22 protein-coding genes, 1 pseudogene and 1 other annotated feature are annotated in these 24,835 nt (G+C 45.9%); of the genes and pseudogenes, 7 read left to right on the plus strand and 16 right to left on the minus strand.

What is annotated here, in order from left to right; genetic code table 11:
- Position 1: 1 nt before the first annotated feature.
- The 10 genes and pseudogenes from T458_RS38690 to T458_RS56030 all read right to left on the minus strand — a co-directional run.
- Positions 2–2,683: pseudogene (locus T458_RS38690) on the minus strand (Tn3 family transposase); the annotation flags it as partial.
- A gap of 47 nt (positions 2,684–2,730) precedes the next feature.
- Positions 2,731–3,030, minus strand: a complete 300-nt coding sequence (locus tag T458_RS38695; RefSeq protein ID WP_023556415.1) for a tyrosine-type recombinase/integrase — start codon at positions 3,028–3,030, stop codon at positions 2,731–2,733.
- A 98-nt stretch (positions 3,031–3,128) separates the two neighbouring features.
- Positions 3,129–4,055, minus strand: coding sequence for a dipicolinate synthase subunit DpsA (gene dpsA / locus T458_RS38700; RefSeq protein WP_023556416.1), 927 nt, complete (start codon positions 4,053–4,055; stop codon positions 3,129–3,131).
- A gap of 36 nt (positions 4,056–4,091) precedes the next feature.
- The gene (locus tag T458_RS38705) at positions 4,092–4,406 is read right to left on the minus strand and encodes a YunC family protein (protein ID WP_023556417.1); all 315 of its coding nucleotides are present in this window, start codon (positions 4,404–4,406) and stop codon (positions 4,092–4,094) included.
- 159 nt (positions 4,407–4,565) lie between these two features.
- On the minus strand, positions 4,566–6,080 hold the full coding sequence (locus T458_RS38710) for a phospholipase D-like domain-containing protein (RefSeq protein WP_023556418.1): 1,515 nt from the start codon (positions 6,078–6,080) through the stop codon (positions 4,566–4,568).
- 86 nt (positions 6,081–6,166) lie between these two features.
- Positions 6,167–6,373 carry a DUF1657 domain-containing protein gene (locus T458_RS38715; RefSeq protein ID WP_023556419.1) on the minus strand — a complete coding sequence of 69 codons (207 nt, stop codon included), beginning with the start codon at positions 6,371–6,373 and terminating at the stop codon, positions 6,167–6,169.
- 127 nt (positions 6,374–6,500) lie between these two features.
- Positions 6,501–6,926, minus strand: a complete 426-nt coding sequence (locus T458_RS57765; RefSeq protein ID WP_354702688.1) for a CBO0543 family protein — start codon at positions 6,924–6,926, stop codon at positions 6,501–6,503.
- Between the two features lie 169 nt (positions 6,927–7,095).
- Positions 7,096–7,464, minus strand: a complete 369-nt coding sequence (locus T458_RS38725) for a hypothetical protein (RefSeq protein WP_246000696.1) — start codon at positions 7,462–7,464, stop codon at positions 7,096–7,098.
- Between the two features lie 436 nt (positions 7,465–7,900).
- Positions 7,901–8,158 (minus strand): Tn3 family transposase, encoded by a 258-nt coding sequence (locus T458_RS57905; RefSeq protein WP_023556421.1) that lies wholly within the window; start codon positions 8,156–8,158, stop codon positions 7,901–7,903.
- Between the two features lie 286 nt (positions 8,159–8,444).
- Positions 8,445–9,161, minus strand: coding sequence for a hypothetical protein (locus T458_RS56030; RefSeq protein WP_023556423.1), 717 nt, complete (start codon positions 9,159–9,161; stop codon positions 8,445–8,447).
- 698 nt (positions 9,162–9,859) lie between these two features.
- On the opposite strand from T458_RS56030, the gene T458_RS38735 reads away from it, so the two are divergent.
- The 3 genes from T458_RS38735 to T458_RS38745 are packed head-to-tail and all read left to right on the plus strand — an operon-like array spanning position 9,860 to position 13,595.
- Positions 9,860–10,933: a GerAB/ArcD/ProY family transporter gene (locus T458_RS38735; RefSeq protein ID WP_023556424.1), complete on the plus strand. Its 1,074-nt coding sequence runs from the start codon at positions 9,860–9,862 to the stop codon at positions 10,931–10,933.
- A 2-nt stretch (positions 10,934–10,935) separates the two neighbouring features.
- Positions 10,936–12,462 (plus strand): spore germination protein, encoded by a 1,527-nt coding sequence (locus T458_RS38740; protein WP_023556425.1) that lies wholly within the window; start codon positions 10,936–10,938, stop codon positions 12,460–12,462.
- Positions 12,459–13,595, plus strand: a complete 1,137-nt coding sequence (locus T458_RS38745) for a Ger(x)C family spore germination protein (protein WP_023556426.1) — start codon at positions 12,459–12,461, stop codon at positions 13,593–13,595. Before T458_RS38740 ends, T458_RS38745 begins: the two co-directional genes overlap by 4 nt.
- Positions 13,596–13,607: 12 nt before the next feature.
- On the opposite strand, the gene T458_RS38750 is transcribed toward T458_RS38745, so the two are convergent.
- From T458_RS38750 to T458_RS38770, 5 genes are all read right to left on the minus strand, one after another.
- Complete coding sequence (locus tag T458_RS38750; protein ID WP_023556427.1) at positions 13,608–14,009, minus strand: hypothetical protein; 402 nt, start codon at positions 14,007–14,009, stop codon at positions 13,608–13,610.
- A gap of 138 nt (positions 14,010–14,147) precedes the next feature.
- Entirely contained in the window at positions 14,148–14,954 is an 807-nt protein-coding gene (locus T458_RS38755; RefSeq protein WP_023556428.1) for a class I SAM-dependent methyltransferase, read from the minus strand.
- Between the two features lie 46 nt (positions 14,955–15,000).
- Positions 15,001–15,226 (minus strand) — a binding site (T-box leader).
- A gap of 68 nt (positions 15,227–15,294) precedes the next feature.
- Entirely contained in the window at positions 15,295–15,732 is a 438-nt protein-coding gene (locus T458_RS38760; protein ID WP_023556429.1) for a GNAT family N-acetyltransferase, read from the minus strand.
- Positions 15,733–15,784: 52 nt separating this feature from the next.
- Positions 15,785–16,924 (minus strand): ABC transporter permease, encoded by a 1,140-nt coding sequence (locus tag T458_RS38765; RefSeq protein WP_252989800.1) that lies wholly within the window; start codon positions 16,922–16,924, stop codon positions 15,785–15,787.
- 2 nt (positions 16,925–16,926) lie between these two features.
- Complete coding sequence (locus T458_RS38770; RefSeq protein WP_023556431.1) at positions 16,927–17,664, minus strand: ABC transporter ATP-binding protein; 738 nt, start codon at positions 17,662–17,664, stop codon at positions 16,927–16,929.
- A gap of 263 nt (positions 17,665–17,927) precedes the next feature.
- Here T458_RS38770 and T458_RS38775 point away from each other — a divergent pair, with 263 nt between their 5' ends.
- The 3 genes from T458_RS38775 (at position 17,928) to T458_RS38785 (ending at position 21,574) form a co-directional block, all read left to right on the plus strand.
- Positions 17,928–19,187: a S1 family peptidase gene (locus T458_RS38775; RefSeq protein WP_023556432.1), complete on the plus strand. Its 1,260-nt coding sequence runs from the start codon at positions 17,928–17,930 to the stop codon at positions 19,185–19,187.
- A gap of 63 nt (positions 19,188–19,250) precedes the next feature.
- Positions 19,251–19,559, plus strand: a complete 309-nt coding sequence (locus T458_RS38780; RefSeq protein WP_023556433.1) for a hypothetical protein — start codon at positions 19,251–19,253, stop codon at positions 19,557–19,559.
- A gap of 527 nt (positions 19,560–20,086) precedes the next feature.
- Positions 20,087–21,574 carry an IS1182 family transposase gene (locus tag T458_RS38785; RefSeq protein ID WP_031305641.1) on the plus strand — a complete coding sequence of 496 codons (1,488 nt, stop codon included), beginning with the start codon at positions 20,087–20,089 and terminating at the stop codon, positions 21,572–21,574.
- A 133-nt stretch (positions 21,575–21,707) separates the two neighbouring features.
- Here T458_RS38785 and ggt read toward each other — a convergent pair whose 3' ends face one another.
- On the minus strand, positions 21,708–23,735 hold the full coding sequence (ggt, locus tag T458_RS38790; RefSeq protein ID WP_023556435.1) for a gamma-glutamyltransferase: 2,028 nt from the start codon (positions 23,733–23,735) through the stop codon (positions 21,708–21,710).
- 500 nt (positions 23,736–24,235) lie between these two features.
- Here ggt and T458_RS38795 point away from each other — a divergent pair, with 500 nt between their 5' ends.
- Positions 24,236–24,742 carry a S4 domain-containing protein gene (locus T458_RS38795; RefSeq protein ID WP_023556436.1) on the plus strand — a complete coding sequence of 169 codons (507 nt, stop codon included), beginning with the start codon at positions 24,236–24,238 and terminating at the stop codon, positions 24,740–24,742.
- The last annotated feature ends 93 nt before the right edge of the window (positions 24,743–24,835 follow it).

The following is a 24,835-nucleotide window of genomic DNA, read 5'->3' on the forward strand; positions in this document are numbered from 1 at the left end:
CTCACGCGATAACACCTTCTTCCAACGGAAGGCGTTCGTTCATGTTCAGTCTGAATGTACCATAAGGGTTTACATGCGTGTATATCAGCGGGGTAAGCGCCCGTAAGTCTTCCGGAGTCATCATATCGTACCATTTACGGTCGGATAGGACGCTTTGCAACATAATGGTATTAATGTACACCAGACAGTTTTGCAGAAGGTGAAGTGATAATACGGCCATCTCTTGATCCTCTAACCGGTTGGTGGAAATTTCTCCGTCTTTGCCGTAAAAAATAAAGCTGTTGGCCGAATTCCAGTTTTCCACAACATTCAAACCTTCATTGATCTCGCGACGCAGCTCTTCAGAGTGAAGGTAGTCGCACAGGAATATCGTCTTGACCGCTTTGCCGAGTTCCCCCAATGCTTGATAGGTCGGATGCTTTAGGTTATTAAGGGTAAATCGTTTCAGGATTGCTTCCGTTTCGGCGGTTCCAAGGCGCAGGGCCGTTGCGTACTTCATCATTTGATCGTACTGCTGCCGAATCAGTTCCCAATTGATTGGACGGGTCAGTACCGGTTGTAAATTAGGATAGGCATCCGTCATGCCTGGCTCGGGCCTGTACAACTTTTGCGAATGAATCGCCTTGAGTCGAGGCATGAGCTGATAACCCAAAAGATAACAAAATGCAAACGCAACCTCGCTCTGGCCGTGCGAGTCCACATAATTCTTCTCGACTTTCATTTCGGTACAGTGACGAAGCAATCCTTCCATCATGGCTGCAACTTCGGAGGAGGAGCACGATTTGAGCTGCGAGTAGATGCATGTCGAGTTCTTCTCAACGTGCCAATAAATCATAACGCCACGGCCGCGGTAACGAATATGCCATTCCGTCATAAGGTTTTGATCCCATGCGCCAAACTTTTTCGAATCCGAGGCACAGGATGTCGTGGCATCGCCCCAAATTTCTTGCATCCAAACACGGAAAATCGCGTTCACCACTTCGGATATCGCGTTTCGAAGATTGTCCTTATGAATGAATTTCCTCCGGACGTACAACAAATCCTTGTAGCTTTCTCCATGCTCACCGGCACTCACACGTTTTAGGCCGGTGTTCGTTCCGAGGCCATATAGGGATAGGATAAGTCTTTTTTGCAGCGTATCCCGTCCTAACGCTTCACGAACAGCAACGGTCTTGAATTTTTCCGTAAATCCAACTCGAAGATCGGCTTCTTTCAAAATATCCAATAGGCTCGTCATCGGCCAACGCCGAAGCATCTCTGCTTTTATACGTGATAAATTGACCGGTTCTGCTTGTGGTTCTAACGGAGACAAGCTGATCCATCCATTCCCTTTCTCCGTGATCCGAACCTTGGGGTTCTTCTGGAGTCCGGTATCGAGTTTTTCCAATCCTTCTTTCATGGCTTGCTTCAACGTTGCAATGAATGCTTCCGCGTCCAACGGCTGCTTTAGAGCTTTGTAATTTTCTTCTCGCCGATCTTCGAAGTCTGTTGGCAAGTCATCGTCCGGATTACGGTACCGCTTCGCTCCGACCACCCATATCTCCTTGCAACGAAGCTTTTCCCGTAAAGCTTGCAGGACGCTTATCTCATAATTCATCCGATTAATCCGCTCTTGTCCTTTCTCGTCCTTCTCAACAATGATTTCTTTATTAACAGTACGGATCACACCATCTACCGGAATTTCTTCGGACATTGGCAAATAATGATGACCAGTATCCGAATATTTCTTGACCAGCTCCAACGCACGAATCACCGGACGATGTACTTCATTGTTTGATCGAAATTCCAGGATGCCTAATATTTCGGGAACCATACGGCGGTAGTGACTCCCATAGGAAGCCCGAATAATGGTATGAATTTTCTCCCGGTAAGCCGGTCCGGTGTGTTTGATTTCTTTTATCAAATCCCGTAATGTTTGTTCATTAACAACCGGGAAAATGACATCACGAATTACTCCATCTGGATTATTGATTGCGGACTGCGCCATGTTGAATAAAATTCCATACTTATTGCTTACCTTGCGTAAGTCATTCAGAATTTCCTTTTCGACTTTACGTTCTGCTCTTACTCCTATCCGATGGACGATCTGAATAAGCAGCTCGATCAAATTGTCCGTTATTTCCATACTTCTTAGCCGGAAGAAGGCGGCCAACAGTGTATAACGGATCGGATCAGGATGCCGGCGAAGTTCCCTGAGATCCTCTGTTGCGGTCCGCTGTTGGTACTTGGTCAATACTTTAAGAGGGATATCACGAAACAGATCATCCGGAAGTTCCAGATTTCGAATCGTTCGTAGCTTGCTTACTTCTCTTAACACACTTTCAACACCTGGTTTGCCTGGATCGGACTTCAGCTCTTGAAAAGAAAGAAGTCCCCCGTCGCTGCTTGAACCGCCCTGTTCTTCATCCAGAAATGCGATGCGCTCTACAAGTGAATCCAATTTAGACAAAGACGACGTGGGCATCTTGCCCAGTGTGGCTTGGAAAAATTGCTCTTCATATGTACGGATTGCCGCTCTAATAAGTCGCTCGATGCGATCGGGCGTAGGCGGTACAACTTTTATCTCCCGAAATCGCCGGTATACAATCTCAACCAAATGTTCGAAGTCGTGATCCTGGAATAACACATTTTTGCATGGCCAATCGATTACCTCTTCAGCATCTTGGATGGTATCCTCACGAAAGGGGGTAGTACCAGCGTAGCTGTCACCAAGGGCAAAGTAGATGTAAATTAAATGGGAAATTTATTGATAACCTCGTTATATTCCTGCTGGGCATCGGTGATTGCAAGCTTCGAATAGATTTCCAATGACTTCCGGCTTTCATGACCGGAATACGGCTGTATGAGTGCGTCATCGATGCCCTGTTTATTGAGCCAGGTCAACAGAAAATGACGCAGCTTGTGTGGCGACAGGTTTTGAGCAAGTTTAGCTTCCTCCAAATATTTGGCCAAAATCTTCCGTATTCCCCGATCCGTGTACATTTTCTTCCACGATGATTCAAATAAATAGACCGCATGTTTTTTCTTCAAAGTATTCGAGTAAATGACTGAACAATCCTGCCCCGTTTATTCAGTGATGCACGCTGAAACTCAAAAAAAACGATGGATCGGTTCCATCGTTCGCGATCTCATAACCCGGAAGGACAAGCAAGTATATCCATTTGCTCTCGATTTTGACTCCGTTCGTCCTGGATCAATTGACATAACGTTCTCGCCAATATACGTCCAGCCGTTCTTGGCGCGACCAATCCCGGTAAACTTGGTGCCAACAAGGCCTTGATTCCACGTTTTTCGGCAAAACGAAAATCGGTTCCACCTGGTTTGGAAGCCAAATCAATAATAATAGCGTGATGCGGAATACGGGTCAACACACGAGAAGTAAGGATTTGCTCCGGAACCGTGTTAAAAATAATATCCACATTTACGCCTTCATCGTACAAATCTTTCGTATAAAACGGCTCAATCCCCATCTCCCATGCACGTGCAAACTGCTCCGGTTTCTGCACCCCCGCTTTGACGTGTGCACCCAGGCGCTGAAGCATTCCGGCTAACGTAAGACCGATTCTCCCCAAACCCAGCACCATACAACGCGAACCATGTATGGTAATGTCCGTATGTTGAATGGCCATCAATAAGGCGCCTTCCGCAGTGGGAATGGAATTGTATATGGCAACATCGTCCCTGCTGAATAATTCAATCAGATCTATTCCTAGTTCCACGCAAAGGTTCCTCAAGTAAGACTTGGCTATGCCAGTACAGACTTTTGCGTGTTTCGGCAAGGAAGACATATATTCCTTGTTCAGCAATAACGTTTCAGATGAAAATGAAGACTCTACTCTGCCATGGTCGTCTGTACCGACAACCGGTAATATCAATACATCAGCATTGCGAAGCACCTCCCTCGTAAGCTTGGAATGCTGAACTTCAAGAAGTTGTTCGTGCAAATCTTCATAACCGATTACCACAACATTTGCATCCAGGTCTGTGAATGACCGAATGATTTCAAGATGTCGGGCATCGCCTCCAAGGAAAACAATATGCAGACCCGTTAACAAAAAATCCCCCTACTTTCCTTAAGTATGGATTTAAAATTAACTAACCTCGTTTACCATCTTTAAAAGCGCATCTGCTCCTTTCATCCCAGGGCAAATTCCGCGTAATTCCGTCTCTGTGGTCTCCATATCGAGTGGGGCATCCAGCAATTGCTCTATTGTTCGTACCCCGGTTGCGCGTCCTGCCACAATGCGGCGATCGTTTAATTTCTCATTTAACAAACGAATATCAAGCGCTCCGCACATGATATATCCGTGATCGGTTGTGATGGCCAGAAGTGTTGTTTTGGGCAGGGCGACCTCGATACTTATAACCTGATGACCTTCCACTTCAATCGGTTTCATCATGATCATCTATGATGCAGCTCCTTTTTTTCTACACTATATGCCGGGCGTGATATTTGCACCATAGACGGTAGCCCAAATCCGATATTACTTGTCTTCGTTGGAAGCCTTCTCCCCTTTCGCCAGTGGAAACTGGACTTCGATTCAATTCCATGTAACTTTCGAGATTTATAACAAAGGAGACAACAAACGCGCCGCTTGATCAAGCATGCGCTCGGAAGAAGTACGATGCATATGATCTTCCAAACGATATGGAGTAGCCTCGGCGAGATCCCGTTCGAATTGTTCCGTAAGCTCCCGGGCCACATCAGAATGATACATCACTGCACACACTTCGTAGTTTAAACGGTAACTACGGAGATCGTAGTTGGAAGAACCCACTTCGGCAATCTCGCCATCGATAATCATGACTTTGGCGTGCAATACCCCTTTGTTGTACTGAAACACATTGATCCCTGCTTCCACGAGTTCGCCATAATACGTACGGCTTGCAGCTCCTGCAACTTTAGGAATCACTTGGCGCGGCACCAGTAATCGCACTCGAACGCCACGCGCCGCGGCTGTTTTGATGGCCATCATGATATCCGCATCGGGTATAAAATAAGGGTTGGTCACGTCGATGGTTCGGGTCGCCTGCGTCAGGCAGATGAAATGCATTTCCCGAATGACCGGAGTAGGCAGCCCGGGATTGCCTTCGAATATCTGTATATAGACGTTATGCGAATCCTTGGATGGGGAAGCTTTTCCCATGTGGGTGCCTTCCATCGTTCCCAGCTCCGATCCCCATTCCCATCCGTATCCTCGTTCTGTTTTGCCGGATGGAAATGGATGAATGGCTTTATCGTCAGAAAGTTGAGCGGATTCAGGGAGAAATTTTGCCTTTCTCGTTAAATGGAGCATGTCCGGTGACGCCATTTTCCAGTGAGCCTCAAAAACGGCTTTCACATCATCCGCTGTTTCGCCGGTTAACCGCATATGAGTGTCGCGCCAAAAATCGACATCCGGCTTCATTCCGGTATACTCGTCCCCAACGTTGATTCCTCCCATGAAGGCTTCCTTTCCGTCGACGATGACGATCTTGCAATGATCCCGGTATGTCAAGTTGGATAGTACCCAGGGGAATCGCAAGGGAAAGATGGTCCTGCATTCAATGCCTGCTTCCATCATCCGGCGAACCGCATGTTTGGGAAACGACCGGCTTCCCCAGCCATCCCTTATAAAACGAATGTTCACACCGGATAAAGCGCGGTCAATCAGCACATCTGTGATACGTTTACCGATATGGTCATTCCGGTATATGTAATATTCCAGATCGATTGTCTTTTGTGCGGCCTGAATTGATTGAAGGAGTTTTCCGTAGGTTTCCATCCCGTTCGTGAGGATTTGGACGTAACCGGTTCGAAGGCCACTGACAGACAAAGGTTGCAAAGCCCGAGCGATAACAAAAGCGGAGTCACCACATGCTGAAGGCAACGCTATCGGGTTATTGTGCGAAGAAACGAGCTTGTCCCGCCGCATTTGCACAGGATTCGTTACGAACAGGTAACAAACGAATCCGATAATCGGTAATACAAGTCCGACTGATATCCAAGTCAACGCTTTGGCGGGGCGGCGCACCTCCCGAACCGCAATAATGATCAATAGTGCCGTATTTACTAGCCATAATCCTGCTATCCATGCCAAGAAAATCAGCCTCCCAATCCTGTCGTCTACGAGGGAATAAAGATAAAGGTGGCAGCCATGCCGAGAAAAGATCGGCATGGCCTTTTTTAGAACCCTTTATACTGCGGTTCTTCCTGTTCAATTTGTTGTATCCGTGGAGTGACCTGGTCAATGATGTTTTGTGTCTGTTGCGCTGCATTTGTGAACGTGGTTTTGGCCTGCTGGTTTTGTGTATTTAACGCAAACTGTTCAAAGCTGGCCTGTGCGCTTTTTAATGAAGCTACAGCTGTTTTCACTTGAGAAGCTACCGTCATGTTGAATCACCTCCTGAAATGGCATCCATATGTAATATGTCAACCCGTCAGAAAAATAATGAATGGTAAAATTTGATGATTGGCTATTGTCAGGGGTTAGAGTCTTTCTGAAAAGACTTACCGCAATCTATGCCCTTCTTGGCAATGCTTGAAGCCAGCAAGTACAGCCCAACATAGATAGGAAAAGAATAGGTATGTTTCCAGTGAACGGGGTGGTATAAATCGGCCATTTGTGAAACCGGCTCGGCCACAAAAGCGGAAAATCCCCAAATAGGAGAGCTTTGAACAACGGATGGATGCCAGACTTGTACTGGTGTAAGAACATAACCGAGACGGGAAGAAGTGAAAAATTCCATGGGAAATTGGCCGGCATGAACGGTATGACTTCCCAGTGATAATGCCAGAGTCCCATGGCAATCCCAAGCTGGTCCAGCCACGATGACACGATAATCATTGTAAACCCGGATAGGAGAAACTGTCCCGTAGCTCTCTTATCCCGAAATCCGATCCAAATAGCCAGGGGCATATCGATAAACCTACTCCAAACCACCATTGCCGCGTAAACAGTACGTGAGTGCGCCAAATGTCAGTCATGTTGCGGTGTGCTTCAACAATCAATTGATAGGCTTGTTCGATTGCATGATGAATCTGATTTTCGTCCACCGATCCACCCCTTTCCGTTATCCGGATACCGATCATTTTTCATCCAATACGTGCCTGTTTTATATACGCGAGTTTCCATACAGTATATTCGACGTTACAAATACGCCGACCGGCGGCAGCGAAGTTGAAGGCGGTTGCGGTGGGATATAGCCGCTATACCCCGCCAAGCTTATATCAGTTGTCGCTACCCAGGTTCCATATTCGCCCGCCTGTAAAGAAGAGGGCAGCATCCGCAGACGTCCGGTGAGAACCAAATGCCGAAGTTGAATCTTGACATCGTCATAGATGGTTAATTGGCCGGAGTAGGCGGCGTAGGGGGAATGAAACATGATCTGCTGCGTGCTTTCATTCCAACTTCCTTCAATCGGAATCGGCGTTCCGCGAAATTGGATGGTGCCTTGAATTTGCTGGTCCTGCAAAACACGCATTACTAGTTTGCCCCACACAACCGGTCTTCCGGCGACAGATGCATGAACTCCCCATATGGAAAAGGGAGGTAAACTCTTTGTACTTGTTTGAGCCGCAACGGACATGATTCATCACTCCTCAAAGTTAGATCACGTCATTATATGCGTCCTCGGAAAAAATGCCAGTCACTGGGCAAGAATTCTTTGCAGATAACCGAACATGATCAAGTAAAAGAAGATGGACATTCTCTTATACTGGTTGTTTCTTAATGCAGACAGGTTTCGAACAAAATTGTTTCAACCCATCCCAGTTGCCCCAGATGTAATTTTTACATCGATTTGGTTGTCTTGGGGCAGAGGTAGTCCAGTTTTTAATGCTTGTACTGAATGTTGGTAACATGCAGGCATCCGCCTTTCCAAATTTATGCAAACAGCATTTAAGTTGTCCAGAAACGAATCACTCCCAGTTGTTGCAGAAGTCCTCATATACTTGCTCTACGCCACAGTCGGATAGCATGTGCCTGGCCAAAAAGTCATACCAGAATGCATAGGATGACGTGGTATTGCCCCAAATCTCTTGCATCCGAACGCGAAAAATCGCGTTCACCACTTCGGATATCGCATTTCGAAGATTGTCCTTGTGAATGAATTTCCTACGAACGTACAGCAAGTCTTTGTAACTCTCTCCATGCTCACCGGCACTCACACGTTTCAAGCCGGTATTGTCCCAAGGCCATAAAGTGATAGGATGAGTCGCTTTTGAAGAATGTCCCGGCCTAACGGTTCGCGTACAGCAATTTTTCTGTAAATCCCACGCGGAGATCGGTCTCTTTGAAAATGTCCAAGAGGCTCGTCATAGGCCAGCGCCGAAGTATTTCTGATTTTATCGGCGATAGGTTGATCTTGCTCTGATCCAACCGTTACCCTTCTCTGTGATCCTGACATTAGGTTTTTCTGGAGTCCGGCATCAAGCTTTTCTAATCCATCTTTCATGGCCTGCTTCAATGTTGCAATGAATGCTTCCGATCCAGCGGTTGCTTTAGAGCCTTATAATTTTCTTCCCGCCGTTCTTCGAAGTCTGTTGGCAGGTCATGATCCGGGTTCCGGTACCGGTTCGCTCCGGCAACCCATATTTTCGTGCAACGAAGCTTTTCCCGTAAAGCTTGCAGGACGCTTATCTCATAATTCATCCGATTAATTCGCTCTTGGCCTTTCTCGTCCTTCTCTACAATGATTTCTTTATTAACAGTCAGGATTATACCATCTATCGGGATTTCTTCAGACATTGGCAAATAATGATAGCCAGTATCTGAAAATTTCTTTACCAGCTCCAATGCACGAATCACTGGCCGATGCACTTCATTGTTTGATCGGAATTCCAGGATTCCTAATATTTCGGGAACCATACGGCGGTAGTGACTCCCATAGGAAGCCCGAATAATGGTATTGATTTTCTCCCGGTAAGCCGGTCCGGTGTGTTTGATTTCTTTTATCAAATCCCGTAATGTTTGCTCATTAACGACCGGGATAATGACATCACGAAGTACTCCTTCTGGATTACTGACGGCAGACTGCGCCATGTTGAATAAAATGCCATACTTATTGCTTAGCTTGCGTAAATCATTCAGGATTTCCTTTTCGACTTTGCGTTCTGCCCGCACACCTATCCGATGGACGATTTGAATAAGCAGTTCGATCAAATTGTCCGTTATCTCCATACTCCTTAGCCAGAAGAAGGCAGCCATCATCATCCGGAAGTTCCAGTTTTCGAATCGTTCGCAGCTTGCTTACTTCTCTTAACACACTTTCGACACCTGGTTTGCCCGGATCCGCCTTTAGCTCATGAAAAGAAAGAAGTACCTTGTCGCTGCTTGGGCCGTCCTGGTGTTCATCCAGAAATGCAATACGATCTACGAGTGAATCCAATTTGGACAAAGATGCCGTAGGCAACTTTTCCAGTGTGTCCTGGAAAAATTGTTCCTCAAATGTACGGATTGCGGTTCTGATAAGTCGCTCAATGCGATCAGGCGTAGGCGGTACAACTTTCATCTCCCGGAATCGCCAGTAGTATTGAATGACTGCTTTGGGCACTTCGAATTTATGGAAGGGGAATCGCGCAACCGAGTCTCCCCTGACTTATTGCCGATTTGCTGCATTTCGTTAGGAAGAAACGTAAAATGCTCAATTAACTCTTCCAGTTCCCAATTTCGCTTCACTTGATCCTCTCCGAGTAAAGTTCTTAAAATGGTCAGAATCGGAATTTTAATCAAAAAATTTAGTATACCGATGCATACTTAATTAGACAATATGGGAGTGATTGCTGTGAAGTTCTATTTAAATTTGGGATAAAGATGATGAAGATGGGAAAAGTAAAGGTACTGCTTCCATTTAGTGTTTTACAGGGTAAGGTGAGTTGATGCCGAAAATTTCAGTTTTACAGTCATACATGATCATAATACTTTCTGTCGGTTTACTGAACCACGTCATCATCATACCGTTACTGCTCGGTGCATCAGGGCGAGATGCCTGGTTTGTAGTACTTCTTGTGTTAATCGCTTCGCCAATTTGGGTTGGCATTTTAAGCTATATTCTAAATAACATGAACGGAATGCATGTTAGGGATTGGTTAAAGCAACATTTCGGAAGATTTCTCTCGGCAACCTTGATTGTCCTATACAGTGTACTTGTATGGTTTATGGGGCTCATTTCCTTTAAGGACACTATAACATGGACAATTGCAACTTATATGCCTCAATCTCCAATGCTTGTTCTCGCAGGAACAACGCTTGTCGGATGTTTCTTCGCGGCATTTCAAGGGCTTCGCACCATTGCGATTTTAAGCGGGATATTGTTACCTTTTGTTGTTATTCTAGGTGACCTAGTCATGGCTGCAAACTTTCAGTTTAAAGACTACACCATGCTTTTTCCGTTACTCGAAAATGGGACACCTCCACTTTGGAAAGGTATTCCCTACGCAGCTGGGGGATTGTTGGAGTTGATGGTGCTGATCTTGTTTCAGCACCAGTTAACAAAGAGGCCGAGCTTCAAAAGCTTAATGCTTATTTGCATCATATTATCTGGGCTAACACTCGGCCCTTTGATGGGCTCAATTGCCATGTACGGCCCTGATGAAGCGGCACACCAACGATACCCCGCTTACGAACAATGGAGAATGGTTCGACTGGGCGAGTATGTGGAGCATGTTGATTTTTTCTCGATTTACCAATGGTTATCCGGTATGTACATTCGAGTTTCGCTTTCGCTGTTTCTCTTAAGCGAATTGTGGAAATTGCAAAAGTATAAGTGGTTGCCTATGATTCTGGGCGCTTTACTCATGTTTGTTGTTACATTATTGCCAATCAGCGATATGCTTTTTCAAGATCTGCTCAGCCGATATTACTTCCCTTCGTTTTGTGTCTTTACCCTTGGGGTCATGCTCGTATACGTCGCGCGAATATTTATTTCAACATGGGGTAAAAGGAGCAGGTGAAGATGATAAATCTTTTCAAGAATAAATGGATAAGAGAAACAAAATCGTCGACACAACAAGGGGCGCCTGATACACAACCGCTTAATGAACAAACACTTCTTCAACGTTTCCAGATGTGTCGTGATGTTAAGCATCATGTTTATAAATTAGTAGCTGGTGACGAACAATCAAGGATCGTTTTACTGTATTGCGATGGGTTATGTGACAACCAACAACTCATTCAGGATGTGGTGCTTCCTCACTTGACTCGGTTTTACGAAAATCACGGTTTTCAAAAGAATCAGGAAGTTCTTGAGTCGTGTCAATTACAGCTTGAGAGCATTTCCTTCGAGGAGTGGTGGCAGAAATCCGAAACGGACATTTTTGAGGGAAAACTGCTTTTGTTTATTCCGACACTAACCGCTTTGTTCTCCCTCGACATATCAAAAAAACCGGCACGCCAGCCCGAAGAATCCAATATCGAAGTCTCTATTCGCGGGCCGAAAGACGGTTTTGTTGAGGAACTCGGTGTCAATGTTGCGTTAATTCGGAAACGAATCAAGTCAACAAGCATGGTATACGAAACGAAAACAGTAGGTGTCCGGACAAAAACAACCATTGCAATTCTCTATATGCAAGACATTGTTGATCCGAAAATCGTCCAAGATATCAAGACTAAATTGGATCGCCTACACATTGACGGAGCATTCAGCGCCACTCAACTGGAAGAGTTTATGGAACCGACCAAAGCTTTGTTTCCGTTGATGGGCTATACGGGAAGACCAGACTTTACCGTTAACTGCATGATGAATGGACGTGTAGCGCTGATTGTGGATGGTACACCGGCTGCATTGATCGCACCAGCAAATTTGTACCTGCTCCTGAAAACGCCAGAGGACATCCACTTTACTGCTTTATCGGCTACGTTTGGACAATCGCTTCGTTTGCTCGGATTGTCCGTATCACTCATGCTGCCCGGTTTTTGGGTTGCCATTCTTTCGTTTCATCAGGATCAGTTGCCCTATTACCTTCTTGCAACAATTGGCATCAACCGATTAGGCATTCCTCTTGGACTGGCAGAGGAAATGTTTCTCGCGCTCATCTTTTTGGAAATATTGCGGGAAGCCGGTATTCGGTTGCCTTCAGCGGTAGGATCTACAGTTACGGTAGTGGGAGGGCTCATCTTAGGGGATGCGGCCATACGCGCAGGATTTTTATCCCCTAGCATTGTTGTCATAGGAGCACTTACGCAAGTGTTCGGTTCGACTTTATCCAACCAGTCACTGGCTGGGACAATGAGCATTTTGCGCTTCTTCCTGTTCGCTTTGTCTGCCATCTTGGGGATCTATGGCTATTTACTTGCTTTGTTTATCGTGACAACTCATTTAGCCTCTTTGCGTTCATGCGGTTTGCCTTACCTGGCTCCGATTTCGCCTCTATATGAAGACTTCGCCAATGCCTTGTTCCGATTACCATGGAGATGGCGGAAAACTCGGCCAGACATGCTAAATACTCAAGATTCTACAAGCCAAGGGGATAAGCAGAAATGAACACATATAAATTTACCGCAGTTCTTCTGCTTCCCTTCCTTCTCACCGGATGTTGGAGCAAATACGAAGTGCAAAACATGAATTATGCAACGGCTGTTGGAATTGACTATGCGGAAGGTCAATACATCATTTATGCGCAGTTGCTCGATTTCTCGACAGTGGCAAAACTGGAAGGACAACAGAAAGCGGAACAGCCTCCGGTCTGGATCGGTAGAGGAAAAGGTATCTCATTTTCAGAAGCAGCGAATGATTTATACAGCACTTCGCAACAAAGGTTAAACTGGGGACAAATCTCTGCAATCTTGTTTAGCGAAAGGTTATTGAAGGAACGAAAAGTCGGTGAAGTGTTGGAACTGATCGACCGATATCGTGAGATAAGGTACTTAGCTTGGGTGTTCAGTACGCGCGATCCCCTTGACGAGGTCTTAATTGCGACTCCATTTTTCAGATTATCGCCAATAGGATCGATTCTACATAACCCCGAACAGAATTATCGGCAGCGTTCTATCCTCGCTCCGATCCGCCTGCAAAAATTTGTAATGGATTCAAACGAAAAGGCGAGGACAAGCTATATACCAGAATTATCTGTTCGAAAGGATCAATGGAAGGAAAGTCAAAAACCGCATGAGCTGCTTAGATATTCTGGCATACAAATATACGATAAGGACAAATATTACGCACGCATGAGCCTCGAAGAAATAAAAGGATTGCCATGGCTGAATAAACACACAATCCGACTGCCCGTTGACTTGTTTTCCGATAACAAGCTTGTTGCAGTTCTCGTCGCAGAAAAACCCGAATATGACGTCAAACCAAGGGTTAAATATGACAAAGCATATTTCGATATTTCCGTTAAGGTGAAGGCCGGAGTAAATGAGCTACATGCAGACGTTACGGAGCAAGAACTCACGCAACTGGCTCAAAAAGAAATTGAGCATCAAATTAGGCAGACCTTTCAAACCGCGTTTGAAAAGAGAATAGATATTTATAATCTAGGGGAATCTCTTTTTCGCAAGAATCCTTATGAATGGAAACGGATTGCATCCGGGACTGTGCTAAACAAAGATTCCTTACGAAATATCAATGTTAATGTACAAATCGTGTACTCTGGCAGGTATAAACTTTCACCTTGATGTTTGAGTGATTTACTTTGCGGGTGGTGTCAGCTTCGCTGGTACTACCCCTTCTAGCAGATTGGGTTCCTGAATAGTTTCCCCATCTATTGTACCGATATAAACGCTTACGACTTCAGGGTGCAGCTTCACGTATTGAGTGAAGCTTTTTCTTAGCATGCTTTGATCTTCATTCGATTGCGCCGTAATGGTCTCTGCAAAATAGTTCATATCATTTATTTTCGGTTGAATAGTCGAATCAATAATTCCATCCAATAGTTTTGTGTTTTCAACCGCAGCATTGATGATTTCATTCTTAATCGAATCCTTGGCAGAATGATAAGCCAGTATGGCTACAATCAGTGCGGGTATCAACAATAATCCAACAAAAGCAAGAGCTAGCCTGACCTTAAAATTTTGAAAAAATATACGCAATGAAACCACATCTTTCCCATGAATTTAACAACAAATAATTTATAGGTAAAATAATATTGATTGTACACTGGAATGATTAACCATCTGTACATGAAAAAACAGACCATCCCTCGTAGGAATGGTCTATGTGTATGATCACTATTTCCTTCTTCCGATATACAGCAAATGAGAGGAAATCCCCAGGACGGATCGGTCCTTAGCCATTTCAATCAGCATTTTCACCAGCTTGTGCGACTCCCCTTTTTCTTCCCAAGACTGCTTTTGTTCCTTGCTCAGCAACCCACCAATACTCGATGAACCGATCAAATCAATTGTTTCAAATCCATGGCTTTCCATAAAAGGCTTGATATCATCTATGTTGAAGTAGTAGGCTCCTGTAAACCGCCCTTTGTCTTCGTGATTAAATATCCCGGTGTTGCCGAACTCTTTTATGGAATCGATCGTGTCATGTGGCTTCCAGTACTGCGGGAACTGCAGTGATGTAATGGTCATTCTCATCCGACTTTGAAAGGCAACAAAAACGATGCCGTCCTTCTTTGTGACACGGAATAATTCTCGAACAGCATGTATACGTTCTTCTTCCTTTTGTAAATGGTAGAGTGGCCCCAACATGAGAGAAGCAGCAAAAAACTCATTCGGTATTCCAGCTAGATGTGTAGCATTACATACATGGAAGCCACCGAAGCGTTCCATTACCCCTAGTTCGGTTGCTTTCTCCTTCGCCAGTTCCACGAGTCTAGGTGTGATATCAGAAAGGGTTACCTGATATCCTAGTTTCGCCAACTCCATCGCATATTTTCCGGGTCCTGCACCATTGTCGAATACATGACCATGAGGGGGTAAATATTGTCTCATATAATGCCAGTTGATGATAAATTCCAGTGGTTCTCGATCCAACCTTCCCCACTCATCGAAGCGCGAATAATAATCAATGACGTTTTCCATCAGGGAACACCTTCCTTCATAGGAAAATAAAAAAACCTATTGCCTACAAAGAGGCGATAGGTTTTGCCTTCGCGGTACCACTCTTTTTCGTTCGTTGGTTTGAGAAAATAAACGAACCTTCTTTTACCTGATTACGGGGGTGATCCGTTAAGACCTACTGGATTCAGTCTTACCGCTCATGGGTGAGTTGGGGAAGCTATCGACTGTCTCGCACCGAACCGACAGTTCTCTGGACGATAGGTATCCTTACTACTCCCGATCATTGCGTTTCGCGATATTATTTTCACACAGTATATGACTTCCAAATAATCCCTGTCAATGATGTTATGACACAACGCTGTTAGAACCTGAGACTCATCGTAACGTTTCTTTCAGAGAATCCCATTTGCTTATAGAGCTTCATCGCCTGATTTCCTGCGAAAACTCCCAGCCGAATCTCGGGATATCCCTCAGACTTCAACTGCTCAATGGCATTTTTCATGAGGTGCTTGGAGATGCCTTTTCCTCTGAACTCTTGCATGACATATAGTTCGTATATAAAGCCAATGATCTCATCGGAAAATTGATCTCTGCTTGTCCCGATCAGAATCCACCCCATCAGCTTCTCTTCTTCAGTAGCAATCAAGTAGCAGCAGCCTTTCCTCAAGAGCGGCTCGACCAGTTGCTTCACTTTTTCGCCGGTTGGTCTAACACTTCCCAATGTCCCTTCAAACAAGGCTTGTGGCGAGAGCTGCAAAATGCTTTCAAGCTCCGCCAGGTTGGGTTTTCTAATCTCCATATCTGTCTACCCCTTCTCTATCATATCCCCCTATTCGGGCGAGGCAAAGGATTCACAGCCACAGCCATACAACCAACACATGCACGATTCCTTGAACGCCTAAAAGCACCCGTCGCACCCAGATGACAGCACTTTTTTGCTGTTGCTCATTGATCGGAAGGAGCGATAAGCGGCTTTGGTGCCGAGCAGAGCTCCCGATTCCCTTCAACTGGATCGCCGACATAAAGAAAAAGAGCACAGCGACAGCCGCCTTGGGAAGGATCCCCGGCAGGATCAAGATAAGAAACGAGCTGATGACGACGAGCCTGATATACATGCCTGCCTGGTCACCAGAGCGCAGAAACGACTTCAAAATCAGGACCCGTCCCGCATTGGATTTTTGATACCGAATCAGGTCTGCGGCCCAAACAAGCCATTTGCGCTGCTTCACTTGCTGCTGCAAGAACGGTACGTCGCGAAATTGGTTGGCGATCTGATAAAATCGCAAGCGCAGTCCATTCTCCATTTCAAGCAATCGGTACCATTGGTAAGCATGCTTTTTCAAAATTCGCTGCAGACGCATATGGAACCAGACCAATACCACCATCCCGATCACAATGCCATATGGCACGCCCTGGTATGCCAGGAAGCTGCCCTCGCTAAGCATCCAAGCAAGCACCAAAAACGTAAGAAAGAATCTGACTAGCGTGGACACTACATACTGGCTTTTGTCTGTCAAACGCATCGTAATCCAACTGGTATACACATTCCAGCCCTTCAAGACAAAGGGGATTCCCCAATACAGCCACAACTGGACACCAGCGGCCCCAATCTTGACCTGGTACAAAGGCAGCAATAACAGCAGGACGAGAAAAAGCCCGATGCTCTGTACCGCGAAATTGTAGATCTGAGCCTTTTGAAAATAGCGAGCCATCTTGGTCTCGGCGGGCGTCAGGAAAAGCAGGTCCGCTTCCAGCAAAAAGGTTCGATGGGGACTCCTCGTAACTACGAGGGCAAGCAGGAAAGCAATCGCGACTGCAACAGGAAACCACTCGGGGATCGCTTGGATGAGAAGCGGGTAGTAATAAGCCAGCAGTCCACATAGAAAAATGGCGACCATGAGCACGCCTCCATTTGCCATGTACTGCCCGTAAAGGACTACCTCCTTGAAAAACCGCTTGAGACGTTTGCGAAATAGTGCATCCACATCCATCCTCATTCTTCCTCCACCAGCCGCAGGTAAATGTCGTCTAACGAGTGATGCGCCAATCCCGTGAGGCTACGCAGCTCTTCCAGCGTCCCTTGTGCTTTGATCCTGCCTTTATGCATGATGATAAATCGGTCGCAGTATTTTTCCGCTGTCGCCAAGATATGCGTCGACATCAGGATACCCGCTCCTTGCTCCTTGCAGCGTTCAAGCCAGGTCAACAGGCTGCGGATTCCCAGCGGATCCAACCCCAAAATAGGCTCGTCCACAATATACAAAGACGGCTGCACCAGCAAGGCCATCATGATCATCAGCTTTTGTCTCATCCCTTTTGAAAACTGCTGGGGGAATCGGTCTTTGGCCTCTTCCATGTGAAATTCTGAAAGCAACGGATTCACACGCTCCGCAAACTGCTCTTTATCCAGGCCATAGCTCATCGCCGCAAGCTCCAAATGCTCCCACAAGGTCAGTTCCTCGTAGTAAATAGGAGATTCCGGAATATAGCCGTAGGTGTGCCGATATGAATCCGGATCGTCTAAAAACGTCTTCCCGGCGATCCGGATCTCTCCTTTTCGCGGCTCCAGCAGACCTAAAATATGTTTGATCGTTGTGCTTTTTCCAGCCCCGTTCAAGCCGATGAGCGCGACGATCTCTCCTTCCCGGATATGAAAGGAGACTTCTTCAATGACCGCTCGGCTCGACATGTATCCGCCTGTTACCTCTTTTACTTCCAGCAAGGCTTCCATAATATCCCCTTTCCGTACTCAATGCTTTTCTAGACAGCTTCGACTTTTCCCATTCCATTCAAGTGTAACTCGATTTATCTACCTGTATATGGTTCCCAAAAGAATATAGAGACTTATTATAATGCAACTTAAATAGTAGTCTATTTTCCCCATTAAATTCCTATAATAATATGAAATCCGACCCAATTTTACAAAAAATGTATTTTTGTAAAATTATTTCCAATTACTGTGATACAATAAAATATTTCAAGGAGGTAGATTGAATGAAGTTAAGTAGAAAGATTGTAAGTTTGTTAGTTTCGGGTACTTTAACATTTACGCAATTACCAGGACAAATTCAAGCTCAACCAAACAACGTGAACTATCAAAATCATTTCGTTACCCCAATCGATCACGATGAATTTTGGGAGCGGATAGAAACTCAAAAGAATATTCCAAAAGTGATAGAGTATCTTGAGAGTGATTTTGATGAAAATTATGCGGGTTTATATGTTGATCAAGAGAATGGCGGAATAGTCAACATTGGATTCTACTCGATCCCTGATAAGAATAAATTGTCTAAGGTTTCAAAGATACTTGGTAAAGAGGCGATTGTAAAATATAGTGAAGTGAACTATTCAAGGAACGATTTGGAAAATGTTGTGAATTTAATTTCTGAAACTATTGAAAAAAATGAAGACGATATTGTCACCATATCATCTAGTTTTGCTGATCAACAAGTGATTGTAGGTTATGCAACCGATGAAAAATCTGCGAGAAAAAAGATTTCTGATAATATTCACAAAAATTCTCTCAGTAGATTAAACGCGAATGAATTTGACGATAACGTATTTAAGTTTGTGAAAACAAAACGCCCAGACTCAATGATCGATCGAGCCTCTATTAAGGTAAGACCCGTTTCAGGTGCCGTTCAAATGAACTTTGAAGGATCAGGATTTTGTACAAACGGCTTTTCTGCCAAGGATAGCCAAAACGACTATTATCTAGTATCAGCAGGACATTGTGCTTCTGAAGTTGGGCAAAATGTAAATCAAAGTTATCAAAATGATAATTACATTGGGACCGTTCAAAAGAAGATTTTTAACTGGGGAGGAACTGTAGATGTTTCCTTGGTTAAGGTCACCTCCAGCCTTACAACCCCCAATATCCTAACAACATCCGGTAACAACTGGAATGCATCTGGCTATAAAATCATCGGTGAACAAACCAGTGACTGGGAAGGAATGGGTGTTTGTACATCCCTTGGCGAAACAGATACACAGATGTGTGGATGGGTACAAGAAACCAATGCGAGTGTTTTAGCCTGGGGAGGCTATTTGACGGGACAGAAAAAGGTAAATATCCCCGTCGTAAATGGAGATAGTGGATCTCCTGTAGGTGCACCCGACAGTAAAGTTACAAGTAATCTAAACATCTATGGAATCGTTTCCGCTGGTACAAAAGGACAAAACGTAGCATACTTATCTTATATTGGAAACATCAAGTCGCAAGCTGGTATTACAACTATTGTTGGATCGAAATAATTGAATGAATGCCCACCCGTATTTGGGTGGGTATCTACCCATTCATGTGGGAGGCTATAAATAATGCTAGGAAAATTTCTATTAACCTACCTTTTGTCATTCGCTTTTATTTTCTCCGGAAAAGTATTCGTATTCATGCTGGGCGATCAACACGCACTTGGTAATTCTCCTTCTTATTATGTGACGTTGGCTGCCTATTATATATGTGGCATGCTGATGGTCATGTTGACGTTAAGGTTCATCTTCAGACAGCGACAAACTAAATCAAGTATGGAATTGGTACTGGAACTTGGGATTTATGTCGTACTTATTATTTTTGCTTATACATCTGCTAGTTTGTTTATTTCTAAATACGTTGCACATCTTGTCTAGCGTGTTTTCACTTTTATTTCTTCCAAACAGCAATGACGCTTATACCTTCTTGATTGCATTATATCGAAATCGGCAACATACAGGAAATCGCTTCCGATCATACGGCCCGAGATAAGCATGAAACGAAAAACAAGGCCCCCTATTTGAGAGCCCTGCAAAAGTCCACCTACTATCTGTAAACTGAATCCCCAGTGCTTTTAGGTACTGGGGATTCATGTGTCGTGAATGTAGCTGTAGTGGGGAGAAGCATGTTTCCGATCTGCGCTACGGTCTACGTCCCGCAAGGGAGTTAAACTGTCCGCTCCACAGCGATCCCGGGGGAAGCGCAAAACGGCGCGCAGCTCCGGAGTTTATTCATAGGTTGCGCTTTCGTTTCCCCGGGCTTCGCTGTTCCGCTAGGCTGGACTCCGCCAATCGCTCCGCCTGGAAACATGCTTCTCCTCCCCAACCGTAGAGTTTTCAACCAGTACCCCCTTTGGCACTGGGTTTTGTTGTACAATGAAAAGAAAACGAAAGAGTTGGAACCATTGCTACAGCCCTCTAAACAAATGACGGCATCTTTCCATGCCGAATTATACAAACTGATTCCCGAGGATCACCCATTACGAAAAATCAATGAAATCGTAGATTTCACGTTTATTCATGACTTAGTTCGTTCCTCTTATTGTGAGCATTACGGAAGACCTGCTAACGAACCAGAACTCCTGTTTCGTTTGCTGTTTTTACAAGTTCTCTACAATCTTTCGGATGAACGCATCATTCAGGAAACGCAGGTAAACCTCGCTTACAAGTGGTTTTTAGGTGTAAATCCGGAGGATAACCTTCCTGACCCCTCCCAACTGTCTCGCTTTCGTAATCATCGATTAGGAGCAGGAGCCGTGGATGAGGTGCTCAAATCAGTTGTGCGTCAGTGCATCGAAAAAGGTCTTGTGAAGTCAAAGACGATCATCATGGACTCCACCCATACACTGGCAGCTTCGCAAAAACAAAAGCCACTTGAAGTACTTCGAGATGCGGCGAAGCGCCTGTTCCGTGTTGTGGTGAAAAAGCATCCCAAGCTTGAGAAGAAACTCCCGAAGTTACCGGGGTTGAGGAAAGAAGATCAAGAGGATGCCGAGAAGATCATGCTTCAGTACCTGGCTAATCTTGGGGAAACTGTTGAGTTGTTGTTGCCGGATCATGAAGGTTCCATCTCGGAGAAAGTTCGAATCGCCAAGGCCATCGTGGAAGACGAGCGTCTCCTTGCCAATAAAGGCATTATGTCGGCCATTGATCCGGATGCACGCTTTGGATGGAAGAGCAATACAAAATCCTTTTTTGGCTACAAAGAACATATCGCCATGACAGAAGAAGAGATCATTACGGCTGTGGAAGTTACTGAAGGAAGTTCGGATGACGGCAAACAATTCAAAGAACTTTTGAATCAAACCTTGGACGCAGGTATAGAAGTACATGAAGTGATTGCTGACACTGCATATTCGGGTAAAGATAATTTGGAAGAGATGAAAAGTAAGCAGATTCAACCCGTCGTACCACTTAACCCGATCGTACATAACGGAGGGCTTAGACAAGAAGGTTTTGAATACAACAAGGATGCAGACTTTGTTATTTGTCCGGCAGGACAACACAGTATTCGAAAAGCTGTCCAAGGAAGCAAGCAAAGTGGCAATAGTCGTTCTCTTGTTTTCTATTTCGATACCGAGAAATGCAAGGCGTGCCCGCTTAAGGAAGGATGCTTCAAGCCAGGAGCGAAGAGCAAAACCTATTCCATTCGGATTGTGGCGGAACATTACCAAGAGCAAATCGAGTTTGAGAAAAGCGATACGTTCAAGGAACGTATTTGTCGCAGACCGATTATTGAACATAAAAATGCGGAACTAAAAAGGTATCATGGGATGACCAAGGCTAAGTACCGTGGTCTCTTTCGCATGCGAATACAGGCAATACTTACGACTTTCGTCGTAAATGTAAAACGGATGATAAAATTAACAGAGAAAATGCAGTCCGCCTCCTGAGGGAGATTGAACTGCATTTTTTCGTTATTGCCCTCTTTTTTACACAATTCAATGGGGTTACTCGAGTTGCAAGCTCCAACAAGGGGATTTTGCAGGGCTCTCCTATTTGAAGGGGCCCTGTTCTACATTCTTCTTACTTTTTCTCCAGATGAATCGTCCGTTCCTTTGCGTCCCATGTGACGGAATAACCCAGCTTTTCCGCTACCTTTTTCACTGGCAGGAACTCCTTCCCGTCGATTTGCACTGCGTCGCTCTTGAATGCTTGTGCCCCGCCGTTCAAACCGAGCAGCAGCTTATCCGCCTGGATGTATGCTGTCCCCTTTCTCAGAACTTTTTGCTCAGCTGTGTACGGATACGTGTGGCCGTTTACTTTCAGCGTAAACGGGCGATTCGTCGTCAACCGAGCCGCTTCCGGTTTGGAAGACTTGTAGGAGACTGCGTCCCCCCCCAATACCGTGCCTTCCCGCGTATCGTCCGCTCCACCGTACATCTTGCCTGTCTCGAAATCGTAGATGACGGCTTGCACGTTGCCGATGTTGCCTGGCTGCTCCGCAAACACATGCCCTTTCGCCATCAGGGCCAGGACCACATCCTGATCAATCCCTGCCTCCCAGCTGACATTCGGATAGCTGCTGGAGAAAATGCGCGGCGACAGGATCGCCTCCTGAATAGGCATGTCGTGTTCAATCACGTTTAAAATCGTCTGGGACACGGATGCGATGATCGTGGAACCGCCTGGCGAGCCTACTGCCATGAAGGGTTTCCCGTCCTTCAGCACAATCGTGGGCGTCATGCTGCTGCGCGGACGCTTGCCCGGCTCCACCTCATTGGCTCCTCCCGGCACAGCGTCGAAGTCGGTCAACTCATTGTTCAGCATGAAGCCATACCCGGGAACCATGATCCCCGATCCAAACACGTCTTCAATTGTCGTCGTATAGGAGACCAAATTTCCCCACTTGTCCATCACGGAGAAATGTGTGGTATACACATGCTCGCTTGCCTCGCTTTGCGGGAGTGGAGCAGCAGCCGCTTTTTCCTCATACATCCACGGGTCGCCAGCCGTTACTTCGGCGTTTGCTCGGTCTGGAAGAATCAGCTTTCTGCGCTCTTTGATGTAATCATCATGGATCAGCCCTTTTTTCGGCACGGGGTAAAAATCCTCGTCCGCCATGTATTTGGCGCGGTCGGCATAAGCCAGGTGATTGGCTTCGATGAGGTAATGCAAGTATTCCGCAGAGTTGGCCCCCGCCTTTTTGTTGTCAAATCCCTCCATCAGCTTGAGGATTTGGATCACGGTCAATCCACCTGAGCTTGGCGGCGGCATCGAGACAATATCATAGCCGCGGAAGCTCCCTCTCACAGGCTCCCGCTCCTTGACGACGTAATTCCGCAGGTCTTCCATCGTCATGCGGCCGCCGGTACGCTGCACTTCCTTCACCAGCGCTTCCCCGATTTCTCCTTTGTAAAAGACGTCGGTTCCTTTTTCCTTAATCAGCTTCAGCGTCTTCGCCAGGTCTTTCTGTACAAGCAGATCTCCCTCTTCCAAAGACTTGCCCTCTGGCACGAATACTTTTCCGGCTGTATCATGCTTTTGCAGCTTCCATTCCGCATCATGGATGTACTCGCTTGTGATCCAGTTGACCGGAACGCCTTTTTCTGCGAGATCAATGGCCGGATCGATGACCTCAGACAGCTTCATCGTTCCGTACTTTTTCAGTGCGGTGTCCACCCCGAGCAGCGTGCCGGGCACTCCCACCGCCTTGCCGTTGGTGTGCCTCTCATCGAAAGGAACCGGTTTGCCGCTCTCGTCCAGAAACATGTTCGGATCCGCATGTCCCGGCGCCATTTCCCTGCTGTCAATTACGGTGAACTTGTCTTGGTCCTTCAGGTAGATCATCATAAACCCGCCGCCGCCGATCCCCGACATCATCGGCTCCACGACGTTCAGTGCAAACTGAATGCCTGCTGCTGCATCAACAGCATTGCCGCCTCGTGCCAAAATCTCTTTGCCGACCTGCGCTGCGGCAGGATGGGAAACCGCCACAATTCCTTGCGTGGCTCCTTCTGTCGATGCCGGTACTCCCGGTACTGCCGCCTGTACAGGCGCGGTGAAGACACACAGAGCCGCAGCCAGCACAGCCAACGACTTCCACTTGTTCATAGAGTCCCTCCTTGGCCTTATTTGTTACGATGCCAATGAAATATTATTCTAATTTTCAGATACTTATACTGGTCAAGCAGACTCAAAAAGGTGTCTCTTACAACCGTGATACGCGGAAGAAGCCCAAAAAGTACATGCTGAGGCGTCTGTTGGTTCATGTTGCCTATTGGGAAAATTACCCACACATGTTATGATTCCTATAATCTGTTTGAATGGAAAGGAGCTATCGCACGTATGCCAACAACTACTTTGTAATGGATCGCAACTGGATAGCATTACCCTCGAAAAACAGCCTTGTTTTTCTCAAGGGGGTAGTCTGCCCATTTTCCCATTACAAAGGAACGTGACGATATCTGTAGAGTTGACGCTTACGGAGATTCGCCCTTTGGGTGAGTCTCCTTTTTGGTTTGCGGCATTCTTTTTACATGCCTCACCTGTTCACCCTGCAAGACATTCAAATAGGCCATCGCGTTCCTTTATCTACTCGCGAGGTGAAGGATATGCATACCATCGAGCTTTACTGGACGCTGGAAGCTTCATCGAATGCTACCAGCAGCATCGAACGCCATTGCAAAAACTGCGGAAAAACCGTCCGCTTTACCGATACCGCCGTACGCCGTCACAACGCCAACGGAAAAAACATCTACCGCTTTTCCATCTACAAATGCGAAAAAGGGCATACGTGGAACAAAAAGCTGGCTATTTACAAGTCGTTCACGGAGCATGTCGAGGTTCTCGAAGAGGAGTTTTCCATCGACATCATGGAGCCCGAGCAACTCAACATCCTGGACTATCAGGGGAACGGGTGCAAGGTAGTGAAGATCATCATCGACCGTGCGGATAGCCGCCTTCGTCTCGATAAACTGCTTGCCGAACAGCTTGTCGGCTGGAGCCGTACGCAAATTGCCCAACGCATCAAGGCAGGACACATTCGGCTGAATGATCAGCACGTCAAGCCGGGTGCAGCCGTGTACACGAATGATTGCATCATGATATGGATTGACTAGCACAAACGGGGATGTAGCAGAGTCGTTCTGGACTCGCACATCCCCGTTTTCCATGCGGTCTGCTTTACACCTCTTAAAAACAATTTTGCAAAA

The organism is Brevibacillus panacihumi W25 (assembly GCF_000503775.1).
Classification (GTDB): Bacteria; Bacillota; Bacilli; order Brevibacillales; family Brevibacillaceae; genus Brevibacillus; species Brevibacillus panacihumi_A.